The sequence below is a fragment of the Streptomyces sp. JJ38 genome (genome assembly GCF_019303475.1).
Classification (GTDB): domain Bacteria; phylum Actinomycetota; class Actinomycetes; order Streptomycetales; family Streptomycetaceae; genus Streptomyces.
Genome location: NZ_JABLSI010000008.1, coordinates 166,347 through 187,997 on the forward strand (window position 1 = coordinate 166,347; position 21,651 = coordinate 187,997).

The window sequence follows — 21,651 nt, forward strand, 5'->3', positions numbered from 1 at the left end:
GATACCCATCGACGGAAAGTCAGATCTCTTGCACAGCAGGACAGTTGGCGAACAGACCCCTGCGACCGCTGGAACGGCCCGGGGTTTGGCCAACGCTGATGGGAGCGCTGACATGCCGCATTCTGTCCCCCGCACTCTTGAGCTGCTGCTGAGCCTGTTCCTGCCTGCGATGGGGCGCCACAGAGCAGCCGGCTCACCGGACGGCGACCCCTGCGAGGGCACGCCCACGGCGCGCCCACCGCACGCACCCGCCGAACCGCTTCGTGGCGAGGACGCCGCCCTCGTGCGCCCGTATCTGGTGGCCCATGAACTGCGGGAAGTCCGTCTGCGCCGCCAGCGGCGACGCGCCCTCTGGCTGGCCGTCCATGGCGTTGATATCGGTCCCCGCCTCATTCATGGAGTAGTGGTCGCATAATGTGCCCGACGCAGGCGATCCGCCTGCTCCCCTGGGAAGGCACGGATGGGAAGCGGTGCTACCTGGCCGGTGACGGCGGCTTCCTGTCCCGGGTCGCTGATCAGGTGGAGGCCGTACAGCTCGGCATGGGAGCCGATCTCCTGGCACACGCCGATGCGCTGCTCTCCGACAAGGAGGCATCTGCCGGTGAACTCCGCTTCCTGGGCGCCCGGTTGATCGAAGCGCTGACCGGTGCGCTGCGAGTCGCGGAGAGCCGTGGCGTCCGTCTGGAAGCGGCCGAGGACGAGACCCCGGCAGAGAGTGTCAGCGACGGGGCAGAGCACCGCTGGGGACCTCCTGAGCCGTCCCGCAGACGCCACCCATAGCTGCCCCTGTCCCGCGCATCGGACGACCAATCCAGCAGCGCGGACAGGTGGCTGTCCCTGACGGCCCGCAACAGCAGAAGGGAGGGACAGCGCGTGAACCTGGAAGACGTGTTCTCGGGAACGCCGGTCTTCACCGTGCCGACGCTCCGTGAACGGCTGGAGACCAAGAAGTTCTCCGGCAACAGCGACACGAACACCGAGCGGGACGAACACGAGTAGCCCGCACTCCCACGGCCCACCGTCCTTGCTGACGGTGGGCCGTTCCATTCCGAGAGGAGAACTCCCTTGCTCAAGTTCAGTATTGCGCGGGCCAGCTTGGAGCGCGGCCCGGTCGAGTGGACATGGACCGGCCACGAGTGGCGGCACGGCTCATCCCGCATCGAGCCGTACGAGCACCCGGCCACCTGCCACGAAATGATCACCGACGGAACGGCGGTGGCGGTGGTCTCGACAGAACGCGGACGCGGAGCCGATCCGTCTCCCGGCGGGCCGCCGGTCCGCATGGCCCCGGACGCCTACCGAGCACGTCTGCGGGTCGCCTGCCACGGGGCGTTGGACTGGACAGCCATCGAGCTGACGCCCCGGACGGCGACAGTCCGAGCGGGCGCGTGGGCCGTGGCGCCGCTCTATCTCGCCAGCAGCAAGGGCACATTCGACGGCTCATGGGACCTGGCCGACCTCCGCGAACACTGCCGGGTCGGCGCCCTGGTGGACCGCGAGATTGCCCGTCTGCTGCGGCTCCAGCATCGGTACACCCACGACACCCTGTGGCAGGGTGTGCACCGGCTCACGGAGCGCTCCACCGCGTCGTGGACCGCCGCTGGCCTCACGCTGGCCTACCCGCCGGGGGCTCCACACACCGAGCCTCGCGCCCTGCGGCCGGGCACGGACGTGCTCGACGCCTACGAACAGCTTCTCGCACAGGCGATCACGCGACGGCACTTCGTCCCGGACCACGCCGCCGTGGAGTTGTCCGGTGGGATGGACTCGGCGAACGTCGCAGCCAGCCTCGCCGCACCCGACCGCCCGGAGATCACAGCCGCCGCCATGCTCCTCGGCGGTGAGGCCCGCGAGCAGCAGATCCGCCGCCGCAAGGAGATGATCAGCGCCTTCGGAGTCGCACGGGACGTGTGCACGGACGTGATGGCGCATCTGCCGCTCAACCCCGCTGGCCGACGCGCGAACGGCCAGGCGGTCAGCCCGTATGACGACCCCTGGACCGAGGCGGAAGAAGTCATGATGCGCGTCCTGACACGGGCGGGCGTCCGGTGGTCATTCGGCGGCACGGGCGGAGACGAGCTCACCTCTCTACGTGACGACGAACGCCCGCCCGCTGGGGAGGTCCCGGCCCCGGGACCCTGGACCGGGAAGCGGACGCTGGCCGTCGTGGACCACGTCAACGACGGCATCGCACCGTCCCCGGTGCTGTACGACAGCACGCTCCTGGCGTTCGCGTGCCGCACCCCGCAATTCATGCGCAACGGGCTGTGGCCCGTATCGCCACTCACAGACCCGGAGTTGATCAGATTCGCAGAATGGCTACCGCGCCCCTGGCGGGAACACAAAGCATTGAACAGACTTCGCCTGGCCCGCCTCGGCCTGTCCCCGGAAGCCGTTCATGCACCGATCCCGGAAAACTTCGTCCATGCGATGAACGCCGCGATGCGCCGCTACGTCGTCCCGTTCCTGGAATCCATGGTAGGGGAAGGCGCCGCGTTGATTGACGCTGGATTCGTTGACGGAAACGGACTCGCGAAGACGGTGGACTCGGAGGTCCTGAAAGGTCCGCACGGGGAGATGGATCGGACGCTGTTTCACATCGCGTCCACCGAGATTGGCTTGCGTGGGATGTCAGGCGGGGGTGAGTAGAAGCTGCGCGAGGTGCGGAAGCGGCTCAGCCCTGCGCCCCAGCATGTACGCGTCTTCCCCGTAGCGCTCCGCCTGGTGGACGATCCGCCAGCCCTGAACGTCGCAGTAGTACCGCAGCAACCCAGGGTCAGGGCCGACCGCACGTCGGACCCATTCCCGGCCGGTCGCGGCGGCCCGGTCCACCGCCCACCAGGCGAGCAGGGAGCCCACGCGCTGACCGGCGAACTCCGGGTGTGTCACGGTCGTGTTGAGGAAGTACGCGGGCTGCGCCTGCTCTTCCTCGGTCCAGCCCCACGACGGCGTCTGTTCTCCGAGCGTCGTCCGGCCGATCACGCGCCCCGCCTCCGTCGTCACGACCCACACGGGCGTGTCCGGCGCGGCTGCCTGGCAGCCGGACTCCTCGGCGAACCGTTCCCAGCCCTGAGCGCCCCTGACGCCCTGCTCAGCCATCCAGTGTGCGCGCGCTCGCGTCAGCTCCTCGACCGCTTCTCGGTCGGCCGTTGTCGCTCGGCGGATCACGAACATCGCAGACTCCCTTCCAACGGATGGGCAGGCACCAGCGTAGTCCGGCCGACCCCTCGCCCGCCGCGTGCCGAGAGTGGTTGTCCCGTCGGCGGGGTAGCTGCCGTGGGCCTCTCCGGCGCTCCCCGGCGCCGTCCACGCCAGCGGCTCAGACCACATGACAGACGCCCAACAGCCGGACACCGCCGACAGGCAGACAGCCAAGAGTCAAACCAGGGATCACACCACGTAGCCACGGCGTCTCGCCGTTCACCGGCGGCTCGGCGACGCTCCGGTCCCGGCCGGAGACCCCCTACGCGCCGGTCCCGACCCCCGCCGGACTGCGGGGACCGCCGCGGCCGGGGGCCGGGCCCACATCCTCGCCCCGGGACGGCACCCCACGGCCGGACGGCTCCTGCCGGTGGCGCAACGCGGCCCGGCCGCCCCCCGCCGGCCCCTCACCCTCGTCACCGTCCCCCTCGGCGGCCGGCGGTCGGACCGCCCGCCGTATCCGGCGCCGTACCACCGGGTACAGGAACGCGTGCACGAGTCCGGCGCCCGTGGTGTTGAGGATCAGGGCGTCGACGTCGGCGCTCTGGCCCGGCACGGTCGTCCTGACCACCTCGATGCCCAGGGAGAGCACCGCCGTCACCGATACGGTCCGGACGAAGGTCAGCACCCGCGGCGCCGGCAGCCCGGCGGCCAACGGCAGCAGGAAACCGAGCGGGGCGAGCAGCAGCAGGCCCGCGCCCAGCGAGAGCACGGCCTCGGCCGCCCCGCCGAGCCAGACGGAGCGGATCGTGTCGAACGGCGTCAGGTTCGCCGGTTCGACCCAGGGCACCGTGCGCGGGCGCAGCGTGGCCAGGCCGACGGCGAGCAGATATCCGCCGAGGACGACGCGCCCCGTGGTCCGGAGGCGGGCGGCGGCTCGGCCTTCGGCTCGGCCGGTGCGGCGGTGGGGTTCCTCGTGGGGCACGAGCAGAACGACGCCGGGGTGCGCCCTCGCGGTTCCGGGCGGCGGCCGTCAGAGTGGCACGCCCGCCGATTCCGCCGTCTCGGTCCGGGTGCGCAGGGCGGTGCTGCACTCGTAGCGCCGCACCTCGCTGCCCTCCGACGCCCCGACCCCGGTGCCGAAGGCCGGTCCGCCGAGCAGGATGCCCCGGCCGCTGTCGGCGAGCTGGGTGTCGGCGAACGTGCAGACCAGCTGGGCGAGGGCGAAGCTCGGCAACGCGGACGGCGGTCGGCTGAGCCGCAGCGCCGCCCGCTCGTCGCCCGCCGCCGGCCCCTCGACCAGCAGGTCGTCGGGGACCGCGGTGGTGAAACCGGCCGCCACCTCCACGTCGCGCGGGTTGCGGCGCAGCTCCCGCAGCAGGGTGCGGGCCAGCTCGACCCGGTCCCTGACCCCGTCCCCCGAGGGCAGCTCCAGCCGCCGCCGCACGTCCACCACCCGGCCGCTGCACACCAGCGCGACCCGCACCTCGCTGGCACCCTCGCTCGGCACGCCGCTCGCTCCGCCGCGGACCCCGCAGGCGACCCGGCTCGGCGCGGACCCGGCGTCCACCGGCACCGGGGTGGCGCGGATGCCGCACCCCGCCAGCGCCACACCCGCCAGCAGCGCCGCCACGCCCCGGCGAACCCCGGCCATGCGGCGGCCCCCGGCCATGCCGCTGCCTCTCGCCCCGTTCACCTGCGATCCTCCCCGTCTCCCTCGTCGCCCCGGCCCGACCCGCCGTCCTCCCGGTGGCCCGTGCGGGGGCCGCCCGCGCCCTGGGCCGGGGCGTCGGCCTCGTCCTCGTCGTCCTCGTCGTCCTCGCGCGGTGTGAGCCCGCTGGCGTCCCGGGGCAGCCGCAGCGTGAAGACGGCACCGCTTCCCGGAGCGTTCCGCGCGGTGATCTCCCCGCCGTGGATGTGGGCGTTCTCCAGGGCGATGGACAGCCCGAGGCCGCTGCCCTCCGAACGCGGCCGCGAGGCGCTCGCCTTGTAGAACCGGTCGAAGACGTGGGGGAGCACCTCCTCGGGGATGCCGGGGCCGCGGTCGGCCACCTCGATCGTCACCAGCTCGGCGCCGTCGTCCCCCGTCTCGGTGCACACCGACACCCGCACCGGGGAGCCGCCGTGCTTGAGCGCGTTCCCGATGAGGTTGGCCAGGATGACGTCGAGTCGGCGCGGGTCCAGCCGGGCCCGCACGCCCAGCGGGGCGTCGAGTTCGACGGCGTCCAGCCAGGCGCGGGCGTCCATGCAGGCCATCACCTGCTCGGCGACGTCCACGTCGTCCAGCACCAGGCGTGCGGTGCCCGCGTCGAAGCGGGTGACCTCCATCAGGTTCTCGACCAGCTCGTTCAGTCTGCGGGTCTCGCTGACGACGAGGGCGACCGCCGGCTCGATCATCGGGTCGAGGTTGTCCTGCTCGTCCTCCAGGACCTCCGTCACGGCGGAGATGGCCGTCAGCGGGGTGCGCAGCTCGTGTGACATGTCGGCCACGAAGCGGCGGCTCGACTGCTCCCGGGCGCTCAGATCCTCGACGCGCCGTTCCAGGGAGGCGGCGGCGGAGTTGAACGTCCGGGAGAGGTCGGCCAGCTCGTCGGTGCCGGAGACGGTCAGCCGGGTGTCCAGCCGGCCCTCGCCGAGCCGCCGGGCCGCGTCCCCGAGCCGCTGTACGGGCCGCAGCACCGTGGAGGCGGCGGCCTGCGCCAGCAGTATCGAGCCCAGCACCGCGAAGGCGCTGGCGATCGCCAGGGACCAGGCCAGGGAGTTGAGATCGTCCTGCTCGGGCTCCAGCGACTTGAACAAATAGCCGGTCGGCCCGTCGCCGATGACGGTCGCCCCGGCCACCAGGTACGGGGTGTCGCCCTGGGTGACGCGCTGCCAGTAGAGGTGGTAGGGCGCCGTGTTGCCCGCGGTGAGCGGCCGCACCTCGCTCACCGCGTCCTGCAGCTTGCCCGGGACGTCGTCGAGGGTGAAGCCGTCGTCCGAGGTGACCACGCAGCGCAGGCCGTCGCGCTGCTGGTCGATCAGCAGTACCTGGTAGTTCTGCGTGGTGTCGGCCATCGCGTTGGCCGCGTCACGCAGCTGGTCGCAGCGCGGGTCGGGCGGGAGCGTGCCGGCGTGGTCGCCCAGCATCTTGCTGAAGTCGCCCAGTGCGGCGTTCTGGGCGCGGGTGAGGACGGCGTCCCGATTGAGCCAGTAGGCGATGCCGCTGACCGCGACGGCCGCGGTCAGCGCCGTCACCGCGAACACCACGACGAGCCGCAGCCGCAGGCTCGGCAGTATCCCGCCCAGCCGGTGCCGCACCCGGCCGGGGAGACGCCTCACTGGGGTGCGTCCAGCCGGTACCCGACACCCCGCACGGTACGGATGAGGGTCGGGGAGGAGGGCACGTCCTCCACCTTCGCCCGCAGCCGCTGGACACAGGCGTCCACCAGCCGGGAGTCGCCGAGGTAGTCGTGCTCCCACACCAGGCGCAGCAGCTGCTGCCGCGAGAGCGCCTGCCCGGGGCGGCGGCTCAGCTCCAGCAGCAGCCGCAGCTCGGTCGGGGTGAGCTGGAGGTCGTCACCGTTCTTCGTCACCGTCATGGCGGCGCGGTCGATGGTGACCGTGCCGAACGTGGCCGAGTCGTTGGCCTCCCGTTCGCCGCGGCGCATCACGGCCCGGATACGGGCGTCCAGCACCCGGCCCTGCACCGGCTTGACGACGTAGTCGTCGGCACCCGACTCCAGGCCCACGACGACGTCGATGTCGTCGCTGCGGGCGGTCAGCAGGATGATGGGGAGCTGGTCGGTGCGGCGGATGCGCCGGCAGACCTCGAACCCGTCGATCCCGGGCAGCATCACGTCGAGCACGATCAGGTCCGGTCGTTGCTCGCGCAGCAGTTTGAGCCCGTCCTCGCCGGAGGCGGCGGTCACCACACGGTGGCCCTGGCGGGTCAGACCCATCTCCAGGGCGGTACGGACTGCGTCGTCATCCTCGATCAGCAACAGGAAAGGCACGCGCGTCATTCTGGCCCATCCGGCCGTACAAGTTCGACCGCCCGGTCCACCGGACCGCGTCCGAGGGCCCTCGCGAGGCCCCCGGCACTCGCTCCAACAGGGTGCCGGGGCTTGTGACACCGCTGTGACAGTCGGGGGACTCCGCCATGAAACTGGCCCGGCAGTGTGTTCTTCACACGGCAAGCGATCCGCTGGCTTGAACGAGGGAGGCGCGAGATGACAGCACTGCGTGAGCTGAGCGGCCACACCGGAACGACGGCGCCGTCCGCCGGGAACGGCAGCTCAGTCCGTCACACGCGTCGTCACGCCTCCGCGGTTCCCGCCCAGCGGAACTCGGGACGCAACACCGCCGAGAACTCCGGTGCCGTGAGCGGGCGGGGGTGCGCTCGCGGCACCGGACGGCAGCGTCCGGCCCACCTCACCGCCGTCCCCGCACCGGAGGCCACGCCGACCGGTACGACGGCGGCCGGGGTCGGCCGGCCCGCGCTGCCCGAGAACTCGATCTCCGAGGCCGAGTTCACCGCCTACGTGCGGGAGCGTCGATCCGCGCTGTTCGCGACGGCCTACCACCTCACCGGCGACCGGTACGAGGCGGAGGACCTGCTGCAGAGCGCGCTGTTCTCCACCTACCGGGCCTGGGAGCGGATCAGCGACAAGGCCGCAGTCGGCGGCTACCTGCGCCGCACCATGACCAACCTGCACATCAGCGCGTGGCGCCGCCGCAAGCTCAACGAGTACCCGACGGAGGAGCTGCCCGAGACGCCGTCCACCGGCGACGTCGACGCGATGCGCGGCACCGAGCTGCGCGCCGTCCTGTGGCAGGCCCTGGCCCGGCTGCCCGAGACGCAGCGCACCATGCTCGTGCTGCGCTACTACGAGGGCCGCACGGACCCGGAGATCGCCGACATCCTCGACATAAGCGTCGGCACGGTGAAGAGCAGCATCTGGCGCTCGCTGCGCCGACTGCGTGACGACGAGGCGCTGGCCCAGGGACGGGACCAGCGCGAGTGCTTCGACGAACTGGTCGCCTGAGACCGGGATCGTCGAGGGCGCGCAAGGGGGAGCGCGCAGGGGGGAACGGGGGGAACGGGGGAAACGGGGGAGAGAACGGGGGAAAGAGGGGGAGAACACGGGTGCGGCCGACCGGGGGGTCCGGCCGTGCCCGTTCTCCGCGTTCAGGGCGGGTTCTCCGCGGTCAGGGCCCACTTCGGCGCGTCCGCCCCGGGCCGGACGGGTCGGAAGCGGGACGCCGTCCGGGGCCGGACCCGGCAGGCCGCTCGGCCTCCGCACCCCGCGCGTGGGCGTCCGCCGCCCGCGCCCGCTCCGCCCGCACCCGCCGGTAGCTCCACGCCAGCAGCACCCACAGGACGACGCCCGAGACGATCAGGCTCGTCCCCGCGCTCCAGCCGCCCAGCGGCAGCCCCGGAACCAGCGCCCACACCAGCCCGGCGCCGATCAGCGCCAGCCCCACCAGAGTGGACCAGGCCAGCCGCCAGTTCGATGACACGCTCTGCTCGGCCGCATCCATCGCCCGCTCCCGCACCGGCTCCACATGCCGCTCCAGGGCGGGGACGGCCCGGGCCAGCAGCACCATTCCGGCGAACACCGTGAGCAGCCCGGGCCCCGGTAGCGCGAGCATCACGATCCCGGCCAGCAGCAACACACCGCCGAGCGTCACCAGCACCACACGTTTGACGTGTCCCACCATCGCCGCCGTCCCGTCGTCGCGTCGGCCCGTCGGGGCCCACGCTAGGCGCGCGGGACGTGGGCGGCCACGGCAACGGCCGCCGGACGGCGGTCCGGGCGGCACGTGTCAGGCGGAGCGCTCGGCCGCCAGTTCCGTCGCGGGGACGGGCTCACCGTTCGCCGCCGGGGCGCTCGCGCCGGAGTGCTGCGCGCGGTAGCTCCACACCAGCAGGGCGAAGAGGATGACGCTGGAGACGATGAGACCGGCCCCCGCCGCCCAGCCGGAGAAGGGGAGCTGCGGGATCAGGGCGAGGCCGACGACGATGCCGGAGGCCAGCAGCCCCAGGCCCGCCAGCACGGAACCGGCGATCCGCAGCGGGGAGGCCACGCTGTCGGCGGCCGCCTTCATCGCGCGGGCGCGCACCGGCTCGACGTACCGCTCGACGGCGGGCACCGCGCGCGACAGCAGCACCAGGCCCGCCAGCACCAGCAGCAGCCCCGGGCCCGGCAGCACCAGCAGCGCCACCCCCGTCACCAGCAGCAAGCCGCCGACCGTGCCCAACGCCACCCGCTTGACGTGTCCCACGTTTCCCGTCCCGTCCCCGTTCGATCCGTATGTCCGGCCGCTCGCGTGCCGGCCTCTCGGGCGTGCCGCGCCCCGCGGTGAGGGCGGGGACCGTCGGAAACGATGGCACACGGTCGTCGTCCGCGGCCACGCGCCCCCTGGTGGATCGCGTCACGGCGGCGGCAGCTAAGACGCGGAGACCGGTCCGATGGTTCACCCGCGCGGGTGCGGAGGTGTCACACCCTGCTCGGGGTCCGCTCGGCCGCGGCGATGCGCGAGAGTGCCTCCGGGCCCCGGCACGGGTGCGCGCCGAGCGCCACGTGCCCCGCGACGATCCCGGGTTCGGCGCGCATCAGCCGCCAGCCCCGGGCCAGGAGGACGGGCAGCGGCTTGCGGCTCTCCCGCACGTCCCGCAGCAGCCGCCGCCGGAACGTCGTCGACGGGCGTCCGCGCAGGCACAGCGCGTCCGCCAGCAGGCCGAGCTCGGCACAGCGCCGGGTGAGCTGCGCGGCGAAGATGCCCTCCGCGACGAACAGCCGGGCCGCGCCCAGCTCGACCTCGGCCTCGCCCGCGCGGGCGCTGGCGGAGATGTCGTAGACGGGGGCCCTCGTCCGTCCCCGCTCGCACAGCTCCCGGACGGCGGCCAGCGCGGCCTCGGCGTCCCAGGAGCCCGGCGCGTCCCAGTCGGTTCCGCCACCGGGCAGGAGGGGCAACGACGGGTCCCCGGCCTCCTTGTAGAAGTCGTCCAGCCGCAGCACGGGCAGGCCGGCGCGGGCGGCGAGCGAGGACTTCCCGGAGCCGGAGGGGCCGGTCAGCAGGATCACGCGAGCGGAGTCGGTCACGAGACGCCATTGTCCCGCATTACCCCGTACGGGTGAGCCCCCGGGGGCGAAAACGTGAACACCGGACACGGGCTCCACTACGCTCCGAGTCCGCCCCCTCACCCGACCGAACCACGATGGACTGGTGCCGATGCCCGCTCACGCCCGCCCCCGCACCCGCCACGGCCTGCGTGCCGCGCTCACCGTCACGGCCGTGGCGGCGGCCGCCCTCGGCGCGGCGTCCGGCTCCGCCCAGGCGGACGTCGTCGGCGAGGACCCGGTCGGCACGGCCGCCGACACCGCCGGTCACATCCTGGAGCCCGTCACCGCCCTGCGCCCCTACGCCCTCGCCGGCACCGGGGTCGACCCGCTCGACAACGCCGTCGGCGCCCAGATCGCCGACTTCCAGCCCGTCAGCACCGCGCCCGTGGCCGCCCCCGTCACCCAGGGCGGCGCCAGCCTCGACAGCCTCACCGCCCCCGTCACCGGCGCCCTCGGCGGCTGAGGCGCGCACCCCGCGCGTTCCGGACGGCATCCGGTGCTGACGAGGGCCCGTTCGTCAGGGGGCGCCCACTCTCACGAGCCGGGGTCCTCCCCGCCGACGCGATAGGCGTGGAGGTCGTTCGTTCGGTTCTGGTCATCGAAGCTCAGGAGGAAGACGATGCCGTCGCCCGCGACGGGGGAGACGCCCTTGTAGTCGTCGACCTCGTGCAGGATGCCGTACTGTTCGACGGCGTAGATCCAGCGCGGGCGTCCGGTGGCGGCGCTCAGGGCGTACAGGTCCCCGTCCCGGGTCGCCACGTACACCATGTCGTCCGCCACCGACGGCAGCGCCGCCGCTTCGCCGAGTTCGGTGGACCACAGCGCCACTCCGGTCGCCGGGTCCACCGAGACCAACGTGCCGGTCGAGTCGGCGGCGTACAGCCGGCCTTCCGCGATCACCGGCCCGGTGTCCACGTCGCCCAGCGGCCCGGACCACAGCTTCTCGCCGGTGGCCGCGTCCAGCCCCACCAGATCCGGTCCCTCGGACACCACGGCCACTCCCTCGCCCGCGGCGAGGGAGCCGATGCCCAGTCTGGCGTCGTACCGCCAGACCTCCTCCCCCGAGCCGGCGTCCAGGGCGAGCAGGTAATCCCTCGCCCCGTCACTTCCCAGGGCGTAGGCCATACCGTCCGCCGCCCGGTAGGCCGGCGCCGCGGGATCTTCCATGGACCGCTCCCACAGCGGCTCGCCGGTCTGCGCGTCCAGCCCGTGCAGGGCGGCGTCCTCGGCGTCGTGGGTCTGGATGTCGTCCGGGTCGTAGCCGTCGTACTCACTGACCACGATCACGCCGTCGGTGACCACCGGTTGACCGCTCACCACGTGGTCGAAGGTGTGATGCCAGAGCAGTCGTCCGGTCTCCACGTCGAGCGCCACCAGACCGCTGTCCCCGTAGTCCAGCTTCAGACCGCTGATGCCCACGTAGACCACGCCGTCCCGCACCACGGCTCCGGTGTACCCGTTGATGTCGTCGTAGGCGTAGTCGCCGAACGTGCTGGGTACGTTGGGATATCGCCACCGCTCCTCGCCCGTCTCCGTGTCAAGGGCCAGGAACCATCCCTCGTCCACGCTGACGAAGACCGAGCCCGCCTCTGTGGTGGGCCACGGAGCCGCGCCCGTGCCGGAGAACCCGACTTCCGGCACACGCTTCCACAGCAGTGGCCCCGGCGGCGTGTCGCGGTTCAACGCCTCGGGGTCCGCCGGCGGCTCGTCTGCCGGTCGCTTGCCGGCCGGCCCGCCCGACGGCGCGGGCCCGGCCCGCCCGTCCGGACCCGACAGCCCGCGGTAGACCAGGAATCCGACGACGGCGACCACCAGGACCATCCCGGCCGTCGCCCAGGACAGCGCGCGCCGACGGCCGGAGACGCGGGGCACGGGCGGCCGCGGTGGCACGGGGGGCGCGGAGGGTGCGGGGGGCGCGGAGGGTGCGGGCGGCGCGGAGGGTGCGGAGGGCGTGGGCGCCGCGGCCGTGACCGCCCGGGTGACGACGTTTGGCGGCCAGGAGGAGCCCGACGCCTTCGGACCGAGCGCCTCCGTCAGCGCGGTGCGGAGCCGGCCCAGCCCCGGACGGGTGGCGGGCTCCCGGGCCAGACACTCCTCGACCACCGCCCGCACCGCGGGGTCCAGTTCGGAGAGCGACGGCTCCTGGTGCAGGGTGCGGTACTGGAGAACCTGCGCCGGGCCGTCTCCGAAGGGGCCGGTGCCGGTGGCGGCGAAGGCGAGCGTGGCGCCGACGGAGAACACGAGGACGGCCTCGTCCCGCGTCCCCTCCGTCAGGTACTCCGGAGCGACCCACCCCTCCTCCCGCCCGGTAGCGTCCCGCCGTTCGCCGAGCAGGGGCCCGTCCAGGGTGAGCAGCACGCGGGAGGGAGTGGGGAGCGGGCGGCCGGAGGCGGAAGCCCCCGACTGCCCCAGGGCGTCGCAGAGCGCGAGCCCGAGGGCGAGCACCGACTCCTCCGGCCAGGGGCCCTGCTCCCGGATCGCGTGCTCCAGGGTCACCGCCGGTGTCGATGACGCCGCCAAGTCCGTTGTGGAGCCGAGGTCATCGTCCATCCGCCACCGCGCCTCCCACTCCGTGACAGAGTCTTCCCCGCCTGTGCGGGCTTCAATGATGCCCGGGGAGCGCCGGGTTCGCCGGATAACCCAGAGATTCTCCGGATCCTTCCGACCTCCTGCGCGGGTGGGTTGATCTGATGTGTAATGACCTCGCCGGGTTCGAGTGGTTCCGCGGGGCACGGGGGTGGCCATGGCCGACGGGGAAGCAGAGCACCGGACGGTGGGTTCCTACCGCCTGGTGGCTCCGATCGGTGCGGGAGGCCTCGGCACGGTGCATCTGGGCCGGGCCCAGGACGGCCGATACGCCGCGGTGGAGGTGTGCCCGCCCCGGGCCGACGGCCCCGTTCCCGAACCGGCCCTGCGCGGCCATCTGGAGCGGCTGCGGCACGTCGCCGGCGCCTTCACCCACCATCTCCTCGCATCGGACACCGAGGCCCCCGAGCCGTGGCTCGCCTGCACCTGGCTGCCCGGTCGCACCCTGCGGGACGTCCTCGGCCGGCACGGGCCGTGGCCCGTCGCGTCGGCCCTGGTGCTGGGTGTGGCGCTCGCCGAGGGGCTGGCCGCGATCCACCGGGCGGGGCTCGTGCACGGCGACCTCCACCCGGGGAACGTCCTGCTGACCGCCTCGGGGCCTCGCACTCCGGCGTTCGGGATGCCCGGCCCGGCCGAGGCCGCGGGCACGACGGCACCTCCCGGCTACCTGCCGCCCGAAATCCTGACCGGTGCGTCCCCGCCGGGCACCGCGGGGGACGTCTTCGCCCTGGGCGCCACCGTCCTCCACGCCGTGACGGGCCGAGCGCCGTTCGGTGACGGCCCCGCGCACGAGGTCCACCATCGGGCCGTCCTGGGCGAGCCGGACGTCGTCGGCCTCTCCCCGGAGCTGCCCGTGGTGACCGCCTGCCTGGCCACCCGGCCCGCGGACCGGCCGGGTGTTCCGGAACTGGTCGCGGAGTTCCGGCGGTGCGCCCGGGGCACGGAGCCGTACGGGGCGGACTGGATGCCCGCCGCCGTCGCCCGGGACGTCGCGTCGGCCGCGCCTCCGGGAGCCGGGAGCGGGGCGGTGACCACGGGAACCGGCCGCCGCCCCAGTCGCCGCGCGCTGCTCACCGGCGCGGGCGTGCTCATGGTCGGCGGCGGGCTGGGGGCCGTGCTGGTGGGGCGCGGCGGGGGGACGCGGGACGTGGAGGACGAGCGCGCCGGGCGGGGCTCCGAACGCCCCTCGGGGAAGGCGGCGGACCGGCTCACCGAACGGAGCGGGACCGCCCGGTGGGTGGTACACCACGCCTCGGAGCCGGGCCGACGTCCGTCGTCCGACGGCCGCACGGTCGCCGTGCACCACGAGGACGGCAAGGTGTACGTGATGGACGCCGCCGACGGCACCCTGCGATGGAGCCGGCCCACGGTGATCGGCCCCATCCCCGTCAGAGTCTCCGGGGACTTCGTCTACGCGTCGGGCGGCGGGGACAACCTGGAGGCCCGCGACGCGTCAACGGGGGCGATCCGCTGGACCTTCGCGCAGGAAGGCGGTCAGGCGCAGCTCGACGACACCCTCTACCTGATCGCCAACCGCTACGACTTCCGCGGTGACGAGCACGGCATCGTCTTCGCCCTCGACGCGCAAACCGGCGACACCAGGTGGGGCTGGGAACCGGGCAGTTCCCTGCTGTCGCCGCCGAGTCTCGACGACGGCGTCGTCTACGCGCTGGGGACGTTCGGCACGCTGTACGGGTGGGACGCGGCCTCGGGGAAGCTGGTCAGCCAGGCATCGATCCCGGACGACGTCTATCCGTCCGACCAGAGCCCACTGGTCGTCGACGGGGCGGCGTTCATCGTCGACAGCACCGGCGTCCTGCACGCGGTGGAGGCCCGCTACGGCACCCGCCGGTGGACCTACCGCACCGAAGCCCACTCCTTGGCACGGCCGGTGGCGTCCGGGGGAACCGTGTACGTCGGCGCGGCCGGAAGCCTGCACGCCGTGTCGGCCGACACCGGCCGGCAGCTCTGGGTGTACCCGCACAGCGGGCAAGCCCCGGCGGTGGCGGACGGCACCCTCTACGTGGCGCACGACGGCGAACTGCACGCCCTCGACGCGACGGACGGCCAGGAGCTGTGGACGTATCAGGGGGACGCGGACGTGAGCTCCCCGGCCACGGACACGGAACACGTCTACGTCACCGACGCCGACGGCCGGCTCCACTGCGTGTACCGCTGAGAACCCTCACCCGATGGAGACCGCCTGATGCCCGTCGTCTACGTCCATGGCATCGCCAACCGCGAGTCCGGCGGCGTCACGCCCGCCGGGCGGATGCGCGACCGGTTGTTCGAGGAGCACCTGCTGCCCGGCCTCGGCCACGGACCCCACGAGTCGGGCGCCATCGAACCCGCCGTGTGGGGGCATCTGGCCGGCCGCCTGCGGTGGAACGGCCGATCGCTGCCCGTCGAGGACATGACGCCGCTGGGTTCGGGAGGTCTGGAGGACGACATCCTGGACCTGCTGGCGCAGCAGCAAGGCGGCTCACTGGAACCCCGGCGGCTCCTGCTCGACATCGCCCGCACCTCACCGGAGGACGCCGTCGATCTCCTGTTCAGTCTCGTCGTGGGAGAGGACGGGGAACTGACGGTGGAGCAGAAAGGCCGGCTGGCCACCGGCCTGGTCCGCTACTGCGCGAGCCTCCCGGAGGGGGGCGGCCCTCCGGAGTGGCAGAGGAAGGGCCTCGACAACGACGACGCCTTCCTCGCCCGCCTCCGGGAGGCGTCCGCCCCCTGGACACCACCGCTCGACACGTCTCCGCGGGAGAGGGCAGCCCCCGGCGGGGGCCCGGGGAAGATCCGCGGATCCGGCGTCTGGGACCGGATCGGATACCGGCTGCGCGGGCTGCGCCGGCGCATGGTGTCGTCCACGCAGCGCCCCGCCTCCCGGGTCCTGCACCGCACCGCCCGCCGCGTCGTGCCCCGCTACGTGGGAGATGTGACGGCGTATCTGGCCCAGCGGGGAACACCCGGGAATCCGGGGCCGATCGTCCGCGCCGTCGGGGACGCCGTCGAGCGTGCCGCGGCCGGGCGGCGGGACGGCCGGCGGCTCGCCGTCGTCGCACACAGCATGGGCGGCAACATCGTCTACGACCTCCTCACACACTTCCGGCCCAGCCTGGAGGTCGACGTCCTGGTGACCGTGGGCTCACAGGTCGGTCTGTTCGAGGAGCTGAAGCTGTTCGGGGCCAGTGACCACGGCCTCACCGGGGACCGTGGAAGCCGCGTGCCCAAGCCCCCGGGCGTGCGCAGGTGGATCAACGTCGTGGACTTCAACGACCCGCTGGCGTTCCGGGCGGAGCCGGTCTTCGAGGGGGCCGAGGACTACCGCTATCCCACCGGTGCGCTCTGGGCGCACACGGCCTATCTGGTCCAACCGCACTTCCACGCCCGCCTCGCCGCCCGCCTGGACGGTGACCCGAGGTGACCACGGTCTTCACCCGCACGGTGCAAGGGCCTGCCCTGCACGTCCTGGTCATCGGCGTCGGGCGCTATCCGCACTGCGGTCCGGAGGCGTCCTTTCCGCCCGCGCGCGGCATCGGCGACCTGCCGGGCGCCGCACGGACGGCCGAGTCGATGGCCCGCTGGCTGGTCGCCGAACAGACCGCCGACCCCGCGCTTCCGTTGGCGTCACTGGAACTGGCGATCTCCGGCGACCGCGCGGGATCCGCGCTGCGGTGGGACACCGGCTCGCGTTCCGTGACCGTGGAGGGCGCCACCCGGGACCACGTCACGGCGTGCTTCGCCGCTTGGCTGGAGCGCTGCACCGGTGAGGACGACGTCGCCCTGCTGTACTTCTGCGGTCACGGCCTGGCCTCCGAGCCCACCGAGCAGATCCTGCTGCTGGAGGGTTTCGGCACGCCCCACGACCCGTTCGGTCACGCGGTGGACCTGTACCGCACCTACGCGGCGATGCGCAGCTGTCCGGCGGCGACTCAGCTGTTCCTGATCGACGCCTGCAGACTGAGCCCCTCGGGGGCGGACCCGCACAGCCGCTTCGACGCCCTCGTCCCGGTGCCGCCCGGATGGCCGCTGTGGCGCACCAGTGAGCTGGTGCTGCACTCCGCCTCCTTCGGCCAGCCCGCCTACGCACCCGCGGACGGCGACACCCATTTCTCCCGTGCCGTCCGGGAGGCGTTCGCCGGAGCCGCCGCCCGGCAGGGGGACGACGGCGTCTGGCGCGTCACCACCGCGCACCTCGGGGCCGCCGTGGCCGACCTGATGGCACATCGGGAGGCCACGCCACCGCAGCGGCCCGAGATCGTCCTCGCCGGCTCACCCGGCGGCACCGTGCTCCGCGTCCTGCCCGGTACGCCCGAGGTGCCCTTCCAGGTGCGCTGCGCCCCGGACGAGGCGCAGCCGGAGGCGGACCTCTCCCTGGTGCGGCCCGGCGCCGCGCTGGCGACCCGGCATCGCCCGCCGGGCAGCCCTGAACGCTGGCGCGGCACCGTTCCGGTCAGCAGCTACGACGTGCGGCTGCACTTTCCCGGCGGTGGCTGGCAGGACGAACTGCGGGAGGACTGGACGGTCTACCCTCCCTGCCGAACCGCCTCCGTCCCGGTGCGACGCACGGAGCAGGTATGAGCAGCCCTTCCCCGGACACGCTTCAGGCCGAACTCCGTTATGACGCGGGTTCCGTCGCCGCGCCTCCCGGGGCCGTGCTGGCGGCCGTGGAGGTGGTGGACGAGGGGCTGCGCGCGCTCGGCTGGTTCGCGCTGCGCGCCGAACCGGTGCCGGTGCCGCTGCGGCGCGGCGTCCGGTACCTCCTGCGGGGATGGGCGCCCGGCGGCGCCGAGATCCACACCGTCGTGCGGGTGCCGCTGCGCGGACGCTCTGTCACGGCCGTGCTGCGGCCGGAGCCCGAGGCGGTCCCGCGGACGGCGCGGCGACCCGCCCCACCCCGTCCCCCCGAGGTCCGCGCAGCGCCGGGGCGGGAGGGCGTGACCGGCCTGCGGGTGGCCCAGGACGGGGCGTGGTCGGTCAGGGCCGACGTTCCCCACGGCATGCCGCTCGACCTCGTCGCCACGCCGTGGGCCGGGCCGCCGCGCTGGCTCCCCCGCATCCCCGTCGGCAGCGAGGCCACCCTGCTGGGCTACTTGCGACGCGGCCGGATCCCGGCCGCACGCGCGGTGGCGCTCGCGCTCCTGCGGGACCGGCCCGAACCCTCCGGGACCGACCGCGACCTCCTGCTGGACCTCGCGCTGGGGTACGGCCTGCTGCATGACGCGGACGCCCGCGCCGACGCGTGGATCCGGGCGCTGTGCGACCGCTGGCCCGCGAGCCCCGACGCCGCCCTGCTCGCCCTGGGCCTGCGGCTGCGCAACCGGCGGCCTCCCGGTCGGACCCAGCTGCGCGAGTTCACCCGCCTGCTCGAAACCGGCCTTCCCGTCGTCTCCGAAGGAGCCAGACTGGCCCTCGACTTCCTCGGCTGGGCGCGGGAGCAGCCGGGTTCCGAACCGGCCCTGACCCAGGCCGTGCTGAGGCTGGGCCGGGAACTCGCCGCGGCCTGTCCCGGCCTGCTGCACTCGGTGCTGCTGGCCGACGGCGAGCCGTACACCGCACCGAGGGAGGCCACCGGACGGCTGGCGGAGGAACTGCCCTCGGCGCCCGTCCGGCGGGTGGTGTTCCCCTCGCCCGGTGTCGCGGTCCTGGCGCCGCCGGCGCCCGCCGGCCCTCCGGGCCCGGCTCCGGTGACCGGGTCCGGGACGCCGGTGCCCGACAGCGGAGGTACCGCCGCTCCGCGCTTCCGGCTTCGGTTCTCCGTCGACCTGCTGGGCCCGGCCTTCGCGGACGCGGGAGGCCCGCCGCCCGTCGAGGAGCACGGCGACCCCGCCGGGAACCTCCGGTGCCGGGCGAAGCACACCCCGGAAGGGCTGGAGCTGGAGGTGAGCTGGGTCGGCGCCGACCCGCCGCCGCACCGCCTGGTGCACCTGTGGGTCGGCGCCGGCGGCCGGCGGCAGCCGCTGCTGCTGCCGCTCGTCCCCACGGTGGACGGCGGTTACACGGCGGCTCTCAGACTTCCGGTCACCGGCAACTCGGCCGAGGTCTCCCTGGACGAGCATCCGCTCGCGGAGGACGCGCTGAGCCGGGAGGACCTGCTGCGGCAGGTCCCCGCATCGGTGCGCGCCGCGTTGGGCCGGGCGCGCGGCTGGTGGGAGGAGACGGCCGATTCCCGCCCGCCGGGGGATCCGCTCCGGCGGGCCATCCGAGGGGAATCGGGCGGCTCCGCGTCGCGGGGGGACCAGGCGTGAGGATCCGCCGCCGCACGCCCCGGCTGCCGCGCCCGCTGTGGAGGGGGCGTGCCACATCGCCCCGGCTGCCGCGCCCGCGCCGGGGAGGACGTGCCACACCGCCCCGGCAGCCTGCCCTGCCGGACACCCCGGTCGCCCGGCTGGAGGCGCTCACCGGGGCGCGGCAGGAGTGGCTGCTGCGCTGTCGGCACGCCCTGGCCGCAGGGCCGGCGGCACTGGACGGGCTGCTCACCGGCTCGCCCGAGATCGGCGAGGCGCTGACGGAGGACGCCCGCACGGGCTGGAGCGGTGTCGCCGCGACCCCCGCGCTGTCGGCGGCCGAGGCGATGCTCCGCACCGCGCAGGCCCTCGCCGCGGACGACCCCCCTCCGCCCGCCGCAGCGCGGCACTGGAGAGCCGCCTCGGTGCTCCTTCCCGCACGCCCGGCTGACGAGCGCGGTGAGCCGGAGGTGTCCGACCGTCCCGCCGCCGACTTCGTGCGGCTCCTGGGCGAGGTGCTGGGCGGTGATCCGCCGCGCCGGGTCGCCAGTGCCACGGTGCCGGTGCTGCTGTACCGGCCCAGGCAGAGGATCGGGCTGAGGGCCGACCTCACGCTGACCTGCGTGGCCGGCGGCCCCCCTGGGCTGCACCCCGACCCGGAGGCCATGGCCTTCGGCCTCGGGGACGCCGGGTTCGTCGCGGGGCTGGAGGCGGCCTGGGCACAGAGCCCCCTGGCCGCCCGGAAGCGTTGCGTGCTGTGGTCCGTGACGGACGGGTCCGGAGCGCCGGTCAACGACATCGCACAGGGGTCCCTGGGCGCCGCGTTCGGACTCGCCCTCGACGAGCTGCGCAGGCGGCTGCGCCCGGTCATGGGGCGGTTCAGCTTCAGACTGCTGCGGCGCGTGCACGTGCTGAGCGGCCGACTGCGGCCGGACGGCGGCCTTGAAGCCGTCGGCGGTCTGCGGGCCAAGCTCCAGGTGGCGAAGGACGCCGGATACCGGGTCATCCTGCCCCGGGACAACCGGGCCGAGGCGGAACGGCATGCCCGGGAGCTGGGCGTACGTCTCTGCTACGCGGCCGATCTGCCCCGGGCCCTCCGCCTCGCCCGCCGCGTGCACCTGTGGCGGGTGGCCGGAGCGCTGGCCCTCGTCCTGCTGCTGGTCGGCGGGGTGCTGGGGGGCAAGTGGCTGCTGACGCAGGCCGACCGGCAGAGAGCCGCCGAGCGGGCGGAACTCGTGGGCGGCTCCCGGTCACTGGCGGCGCTCAGCCGGTCCACGGCCGACACCGATCCGCAGCTCGCCGATCTGTACGCCGCCGCCGCGTGGGACATGGCGCAGACGCCGGAGGCGGAGGCGGCGGCGGACGCGGCCCTCCACCGGCCGCTGCGGGCGGTGCTGCGGGCCGGGGACTGGGCGGCCTTCACCTCCGCGGACGCGTTGCTGGTCGACGCCACCGACTCCGTGCGGCTCTGGGACCCGTCGAGCGGGAAACCGACCGGCCCCGCCTGGCAGCCCCGTGCCGGGAGCTGGGGCACGGAGAGGCCGACCGCGCGGGCCGTGAGCCTGGACGGCTCCCGCTTCGCGGTGGGGGAGACGGGCGGTGTGGTTCGCGTACGCCCGCTGACCGAGGGCGGACTGGAACCGCTCGTGGACGTCACCCTGATCGAGGCCCACCCGCGTATGACGGTCGTGGCCGTGGCGCTGTCCCCGGACGGATCCCTGCTCGCCACGGCGGGGAGCCCCATCGCCCCGAGGGACGAGGAGCTCTTCGAGCACGACCGGACCGTTCGGCTCTGGGACGCCCGTACGGGTGATCCGCGCGGTGCCGTCCTCACCGGCCACCAGGGTGCCCTGCGGGCGCTGGCCTTCAGCCCCGACGGGGACATGCTGATCACCGGAAGCCGGGCGGGGCGGCCGGGCCACGAGAGCGCACCGACCCTCCAGGTGTGGGACGCGGCGACCGGCGAACCGGCGGGGGTGGAACCACCGCAGGAGCCGGGGGTCACCGCGCTCGACGTCTCCCCTGACGGCACGATGCTCGCCGCGGGAGGGGAGGACGGACGTACCCGGCTGTGGAACATGGTCACGGGCGACCAGCTGGCGGAGCCGCTCGACGGACGCTCGGACGCGGTGACGGCGGTGCGCTTCGCCACCGGGCCGGAAGGCCGGCTCGCGGACGTGCTCGCCACGAGCGGCACCGACGGCACCGTGCGACTGTGGGTGGCCGCCGTGGGCGTCGAACTGGCCGTCTACGACACCGGGGGCCGGTCGGTCGGCAGCCTGTCCTTCAGCCCTGACGGGACGGCCCTGTCCGCCGCGGACGACTCCGGCACCGTGCGGGTCTGGGATGTGGGCCCGGCTCACGGCCCTGGTACGGCGCTGCTCGACCGGTCCGCGCAGTCCGTGTCGGTGGCCTACGCGCCGGATGGGGAGGCCTTCGTCACGGCCGGGTGGGACGGCCTTCTACTGCGCCGGGAGGCCGCCCGGCCGGACGCCGTCCGTGTGCTGGCCCGGACGGCGGGGCCGCTGCGCGGAGTGGCGTTCGCGCCTGATGGTGGGGTGGTGGCGACGGCGGGTGGGGATGGCCGG

19 protein-coding genes and 1 pseudogene are annotated in these 21,651 nt (G+C 74.1%); 10 read left to right on the forward strand and 10 right to left on the reverse strand.

Annotation, left to right across the window (positions count from 1 at the left end; genetic code table 11):
- Positions 1-193: 193 nt before the first annotated feature.
- Positions 194-397: a hypothetical protein gene (locus tag HPT28_RS06470; protein WP_219089954.1), complete on the reverse strand. Its 204-nt coding sequence runs from the start codon at positions 395-397 to the stop codon at positions 194-196.
- A 17-nt stretch (positions 398-414) separates the two neighbouring features.
- Between HPT28_RS06470 and HPT28_RS06475 the strand changes: the two genes are divergently transcribed.
- The 3 genes from HPT28_RS06475 (at position 415) to HPT28_RS06480 (ending at position 2,649) form a co-directional block, all read left to right on the forward strand.
- Positions 415-780 (forward strand): hypothetical protein, encoded by a 366-nt coding sequence (locus HPT28_RS06475; RefSeq protein ID WP_219089955.1) that lies wholly within the window; start codon positions 415-417, stop codon positions 778-780.
- A gap of 93 nt (positions 781-873) precedes the next feature.
- Complete coding sequence (locus HPT28_RS26650; protein ID WP_257578117.1) at positions 874-999, forward strand: hypothetical protein; 126 nt, start codon at positions 874-876, stop codon at positions 997-999.
- Positions 1,000-1,065: 66 nt separating this feature from the next.
- A complete protein-coding gene (locus HPT28_RS06480) occupies positions 1,066-2,649 on the forward strand; it encodes an asparagine synthase-related protein (protein ID WP_219089956.1) in 1,584 nt (527 codons plus the stop codon).
- On the opposite strand, the gene HPT28_RS06485 is transcribed toward HPT28_RS06480, so the two are convergent.
- The 5 genes from HPT28_RS06485 to HPT28_RS06505 all read right to left on the reverse strand — a co-directional run bounded on the left by HPT28_RS06485 (position 2,632) and on the right by HPT28_RS06505 (position 7,136).
- On the reverse strand, positions 2,632-3,174 hold the full coding sequence (locus tag HPT28_RS06485; RefSeq protein WP_219089957.1) for a GNAT family N-acetyltransferase: 543 nt from the start codon (positions 3,172-3,174) through the stop codon (positions 2,632-2,634). The two genes, HPT28_RS06480 and HPT28_RS06485, sit on opposite strands and share 18 nt — an antisense overlap.
- A 289-nt stretch (positions 3,175-3,463) precedes the next feature.
- Entirely contained in the window at positions 3,464-4,126 is a 663-nt protein-coding gene (locus HPT28_RS06490; RefSeq protein WP_219089958.1) for a VanZ family protein, read from the reverse strand.
- A gap of 48 nt (positions 4,127-4,174) precedes the next feature.
- Positions 4,175-4,837, reverse strand: a complete 663-nt coding sequence (locus HPT28_RS06495; RefSeq protein WP_308119108.1) for a hypothetical protein — start codon at positions 4,835-4,837, stop codon at positions 4,175-4,177.
- On the reverse strand, positions 4,834-6,462 hold the full coding sequence (locus HPT28_RS06500) for a HAMP domain-containing sensor histidine kinase (RefSeq protein WP_308119109.1): 1,629 nt from the start codon (positions 6,460-6,462) through the stop codon (positions 4,834-4,836). Before HPT28_RS06500 ends, HPT28_RS06495 begins: the two co-directional genes overlap by 4 nt.
- Positions 6,459-7,136 carry a response regulator transcription factor gene (locus HPT28_RS06505; protein WP_219089959.1) on the reverse strand — a complete coding sequence of 226 codons (678 nt, stop codon included), beginning with the start codon at positions 7,134-7,136 and terminating at the stop codon, positions 6,459-6,461. The genes HPT28_RS06500 and HPT28_RS06505 overlap by 4 nt, the downstream gene beginning before the upstream one ends.
- A gap of 216 nt (positions 7,137-7,352) precedes the next feature.
- On the opposite strand from HPT28_RS06505, the gene HPT28_RS06510 reads away from it, so the two are divergent.
- Positions 7,353-8,168, forward strand: coding sequence for a SigE family RNA polymerase sigma factor (locus HPT28_RS06510; protein ID WP_219089960.1), 816 nt, complete (start codon positions 7,353-7,355; stop codon positions 8,166-8,168).
- Positions 8,169-8,331: 163 nt separating this feature from the next.
- Here the strand turns inward: HPT28_RS06510 and HPT28_RS06515 are convergent, their stop codons facing one another.
- The 3 genes from HPT28_RS06515 to HPT28_RS06525 form a co-directional block, all read right to left on the reverse strand.
- Complete coding sequence (locus tag HPT28_RS06515; protein ID WP_219089961.1) at positions 8,332-8,844, reverse strand: PGPGW domain-containing protein; 513 nt, start codon at positions 8,842-8,844, stop codon at positions 8,332-8,334.
- A 105-nt stretch (positions 8,845-8,949) separates the two neighbouring features.
- Positions 8,950-9,408, reverse strand: coding sequence for a PGPGW domain-containing protein (locus HPT28_RS06520; RefSeq protein ID WP_219089962.1), 459 nt, complete (start codon positions 9,406-9,408; stop codon positions 8,950-8,952).
- Positions 9,409-9,623: 215 nt separating this feature from the next.
- Positions 9,624-10,229 carry a uridine kinase gene (locus tag HPT28_RS06525; RefSeq protein WP_219089963.1) on the reverse strand — a complete coding sequence of 202 codons (606 nt, stop codon included), beginning with the start codon at positions 10,227-10,229 and terminating at the stop codon, positions 9,624-9,626.
- Between the two features lie 130 nt (positions 10,230-10,359).
- Between HPT28_RS06525 and HPT28_RS06530 the strand changes: the two genes are divergently transcribed.
- Positions 10,360-10,713 (forward strand): hypothetical protein, encoded by a 354-nt coding sequence (locus HPT28_RS06530; protein ID WP_219089964.1) that lies wholly within the window; start codon positions 10,360-10,362, stop codon positions 10,711-10,713.
- A 71-nt stretch (positions 10,714-10,784) separates the two neighbouring features.
- On the opposite strand, the gene HPT28_RS06535 is transcribed toward HPT28_RS06530, so the two are convergent.
- Positions 10,785-12,800 carry a PQQ-binding-like beta-propeller repeat protein gene (locus HPT28_RS06535; RefSeq protein WP_219089965.1) on the reverse strand — a complete coding sequence of 672 codons (2,016 nt, stop codon included), beginning with the start codon at positions 12,798-12,800 and terminating at the stop codon, positions 10,785-10,787.
- A 193-nt stretch (positions 12,801-12,993) separates the two neighbouring features.
- On the opposite strand from HPT28_RS06535, the gene HPT28_RS06540 reads away from it, so the two are divergent.
- The 5 genes and pseudogenes from HPT28_RS06540 to HPT28_RS27595 all read left to right on the forward strand — a co-directional run.
- Positions 12,994-15,015 (forward strand): PQQ-binding-like beta-propeller repeat protein, encoded by a 2,022-nt coding sequence (locus tag HPT28_RS06540; protein WP_219089966.1) that lies wholly within the window; start codon positions 12,994-12,996, stop codon positions 15,013-15,015.
- 27 nt (positions 15,016-15,042) lie between these two features.
- Positions 15,043-16,260: a hypothetical protein gene (locus tag HPT28_RS06545; protein ID WP_219089967.1), complete on the forward strand. Its 1,218-nt coding sequence runs from the start codon at positions 15,043-15,045 to the stop codon at positions 16,258-16,260.
- Complete coding sequence (locus HPT28_RS06550; RefSeq protein ID WP_219089968.1) at positions 16,257-17,417, forward strand: caspase family protein; 1,161 nt, start codon at positions 16,257-16,259, stop codon at positions 17,415-17,417. The genes HPT28_RS06545 and HPT28_RS06550 overlap by 4 nt, the downstream gene beginning before the upstream one ends.
- Positions 17,414-19,084: a hypothetical protein gene (locus tag HPT28_RS06555; RefSeq protein ID WP_219089969.1), complete on the forward strand. Its 1,671-nt coding sequence runs from the start codon at positions 17,414-17,416 to the stop codon at positions 19,082-19,084. The genes HPT28_RS06550 and HPT28_RS06555 overlap by 4 nt, the downstream gene beginning before the upstream one ends.
- Positions 19,081-21,651, forward strand: a pseudogene (locus HPT28_RS27595) (hypothetical protein); the annotation flags it as partial. The gene HPT28_RS06555 and the pseudogene HPT28_RS27595, both read left to right, overlap by 4 nt.

Coding starts and splice junctions, on each gene's coding strand:
- HPT28_RS06485 (WP_219089957.1), bottom strand. CDS start 3,174: ATGTTCGTGATCCGCCGAGCGACAACGGCCGACCGAGAAGCGGTCGAG.
- HPT28_RS06535 (WP_219089965.1), bottom strand. CDS start 12,800: ATGGACGATGACCTCGGCTCCACAACGGACTTGGCGGCGTCATCGACA.
- HPT28_RS06540 (WP_219089966.1), top strand. CDS start 12,994: ATGGCCGACGGGGAAGCAGAGCACCGGACGGTGGGTTCCTACCGCCTG.
- HPT28_RS06555 (WP_219089969.1), top strand. CDS start 17,414: ATGAGCAGCCCTTCCCCGGACACGCTTCAGGCCGAACTCCGTTATGAC.
- HPT28_RS06545 (WP_219089967.1), top strand. CDS start 15,043: ATGCCCGTCGTCTACGTCCATGGCATCGCCAACCGCGAGTCCGGCGGC.
- HPT28_RS06510 (WP_219089960.1), top strand. CDS start 7,353: ATGACAGCACTGCGTGAGCTGAGCGGCCACACCGGAACGACGGCGCCG.
- HPT28_RS06515 (WP_219089961.1), bottom strand. CDS start 8,844: ATGGTGGGACACGTCAAACGTGTGGTGCTGGTGACGCTCGGCGGTGTG.
- HPT28_RS06475 (WP_219089955.1), top strand. CDS start 415: ATGTGCCCGACGCAGGCGATCCGCCTGCTCCCCTGGGAAGGCACGGAT.
- HPT28_RS06530 (WP_219089964.1), top strand. CDS start 10,360: ATGCCCGCTCACGCCCGCCCCCGCACCCGCCACGGCCTGCGTGCCGCG.
- HPT28_RS06470 (WP_219089954.1), bottom strand. CDS start 397: ATGAATGAGGCGGGGACCGATATCAACGCCATGGACGGCCAGCCAGAG.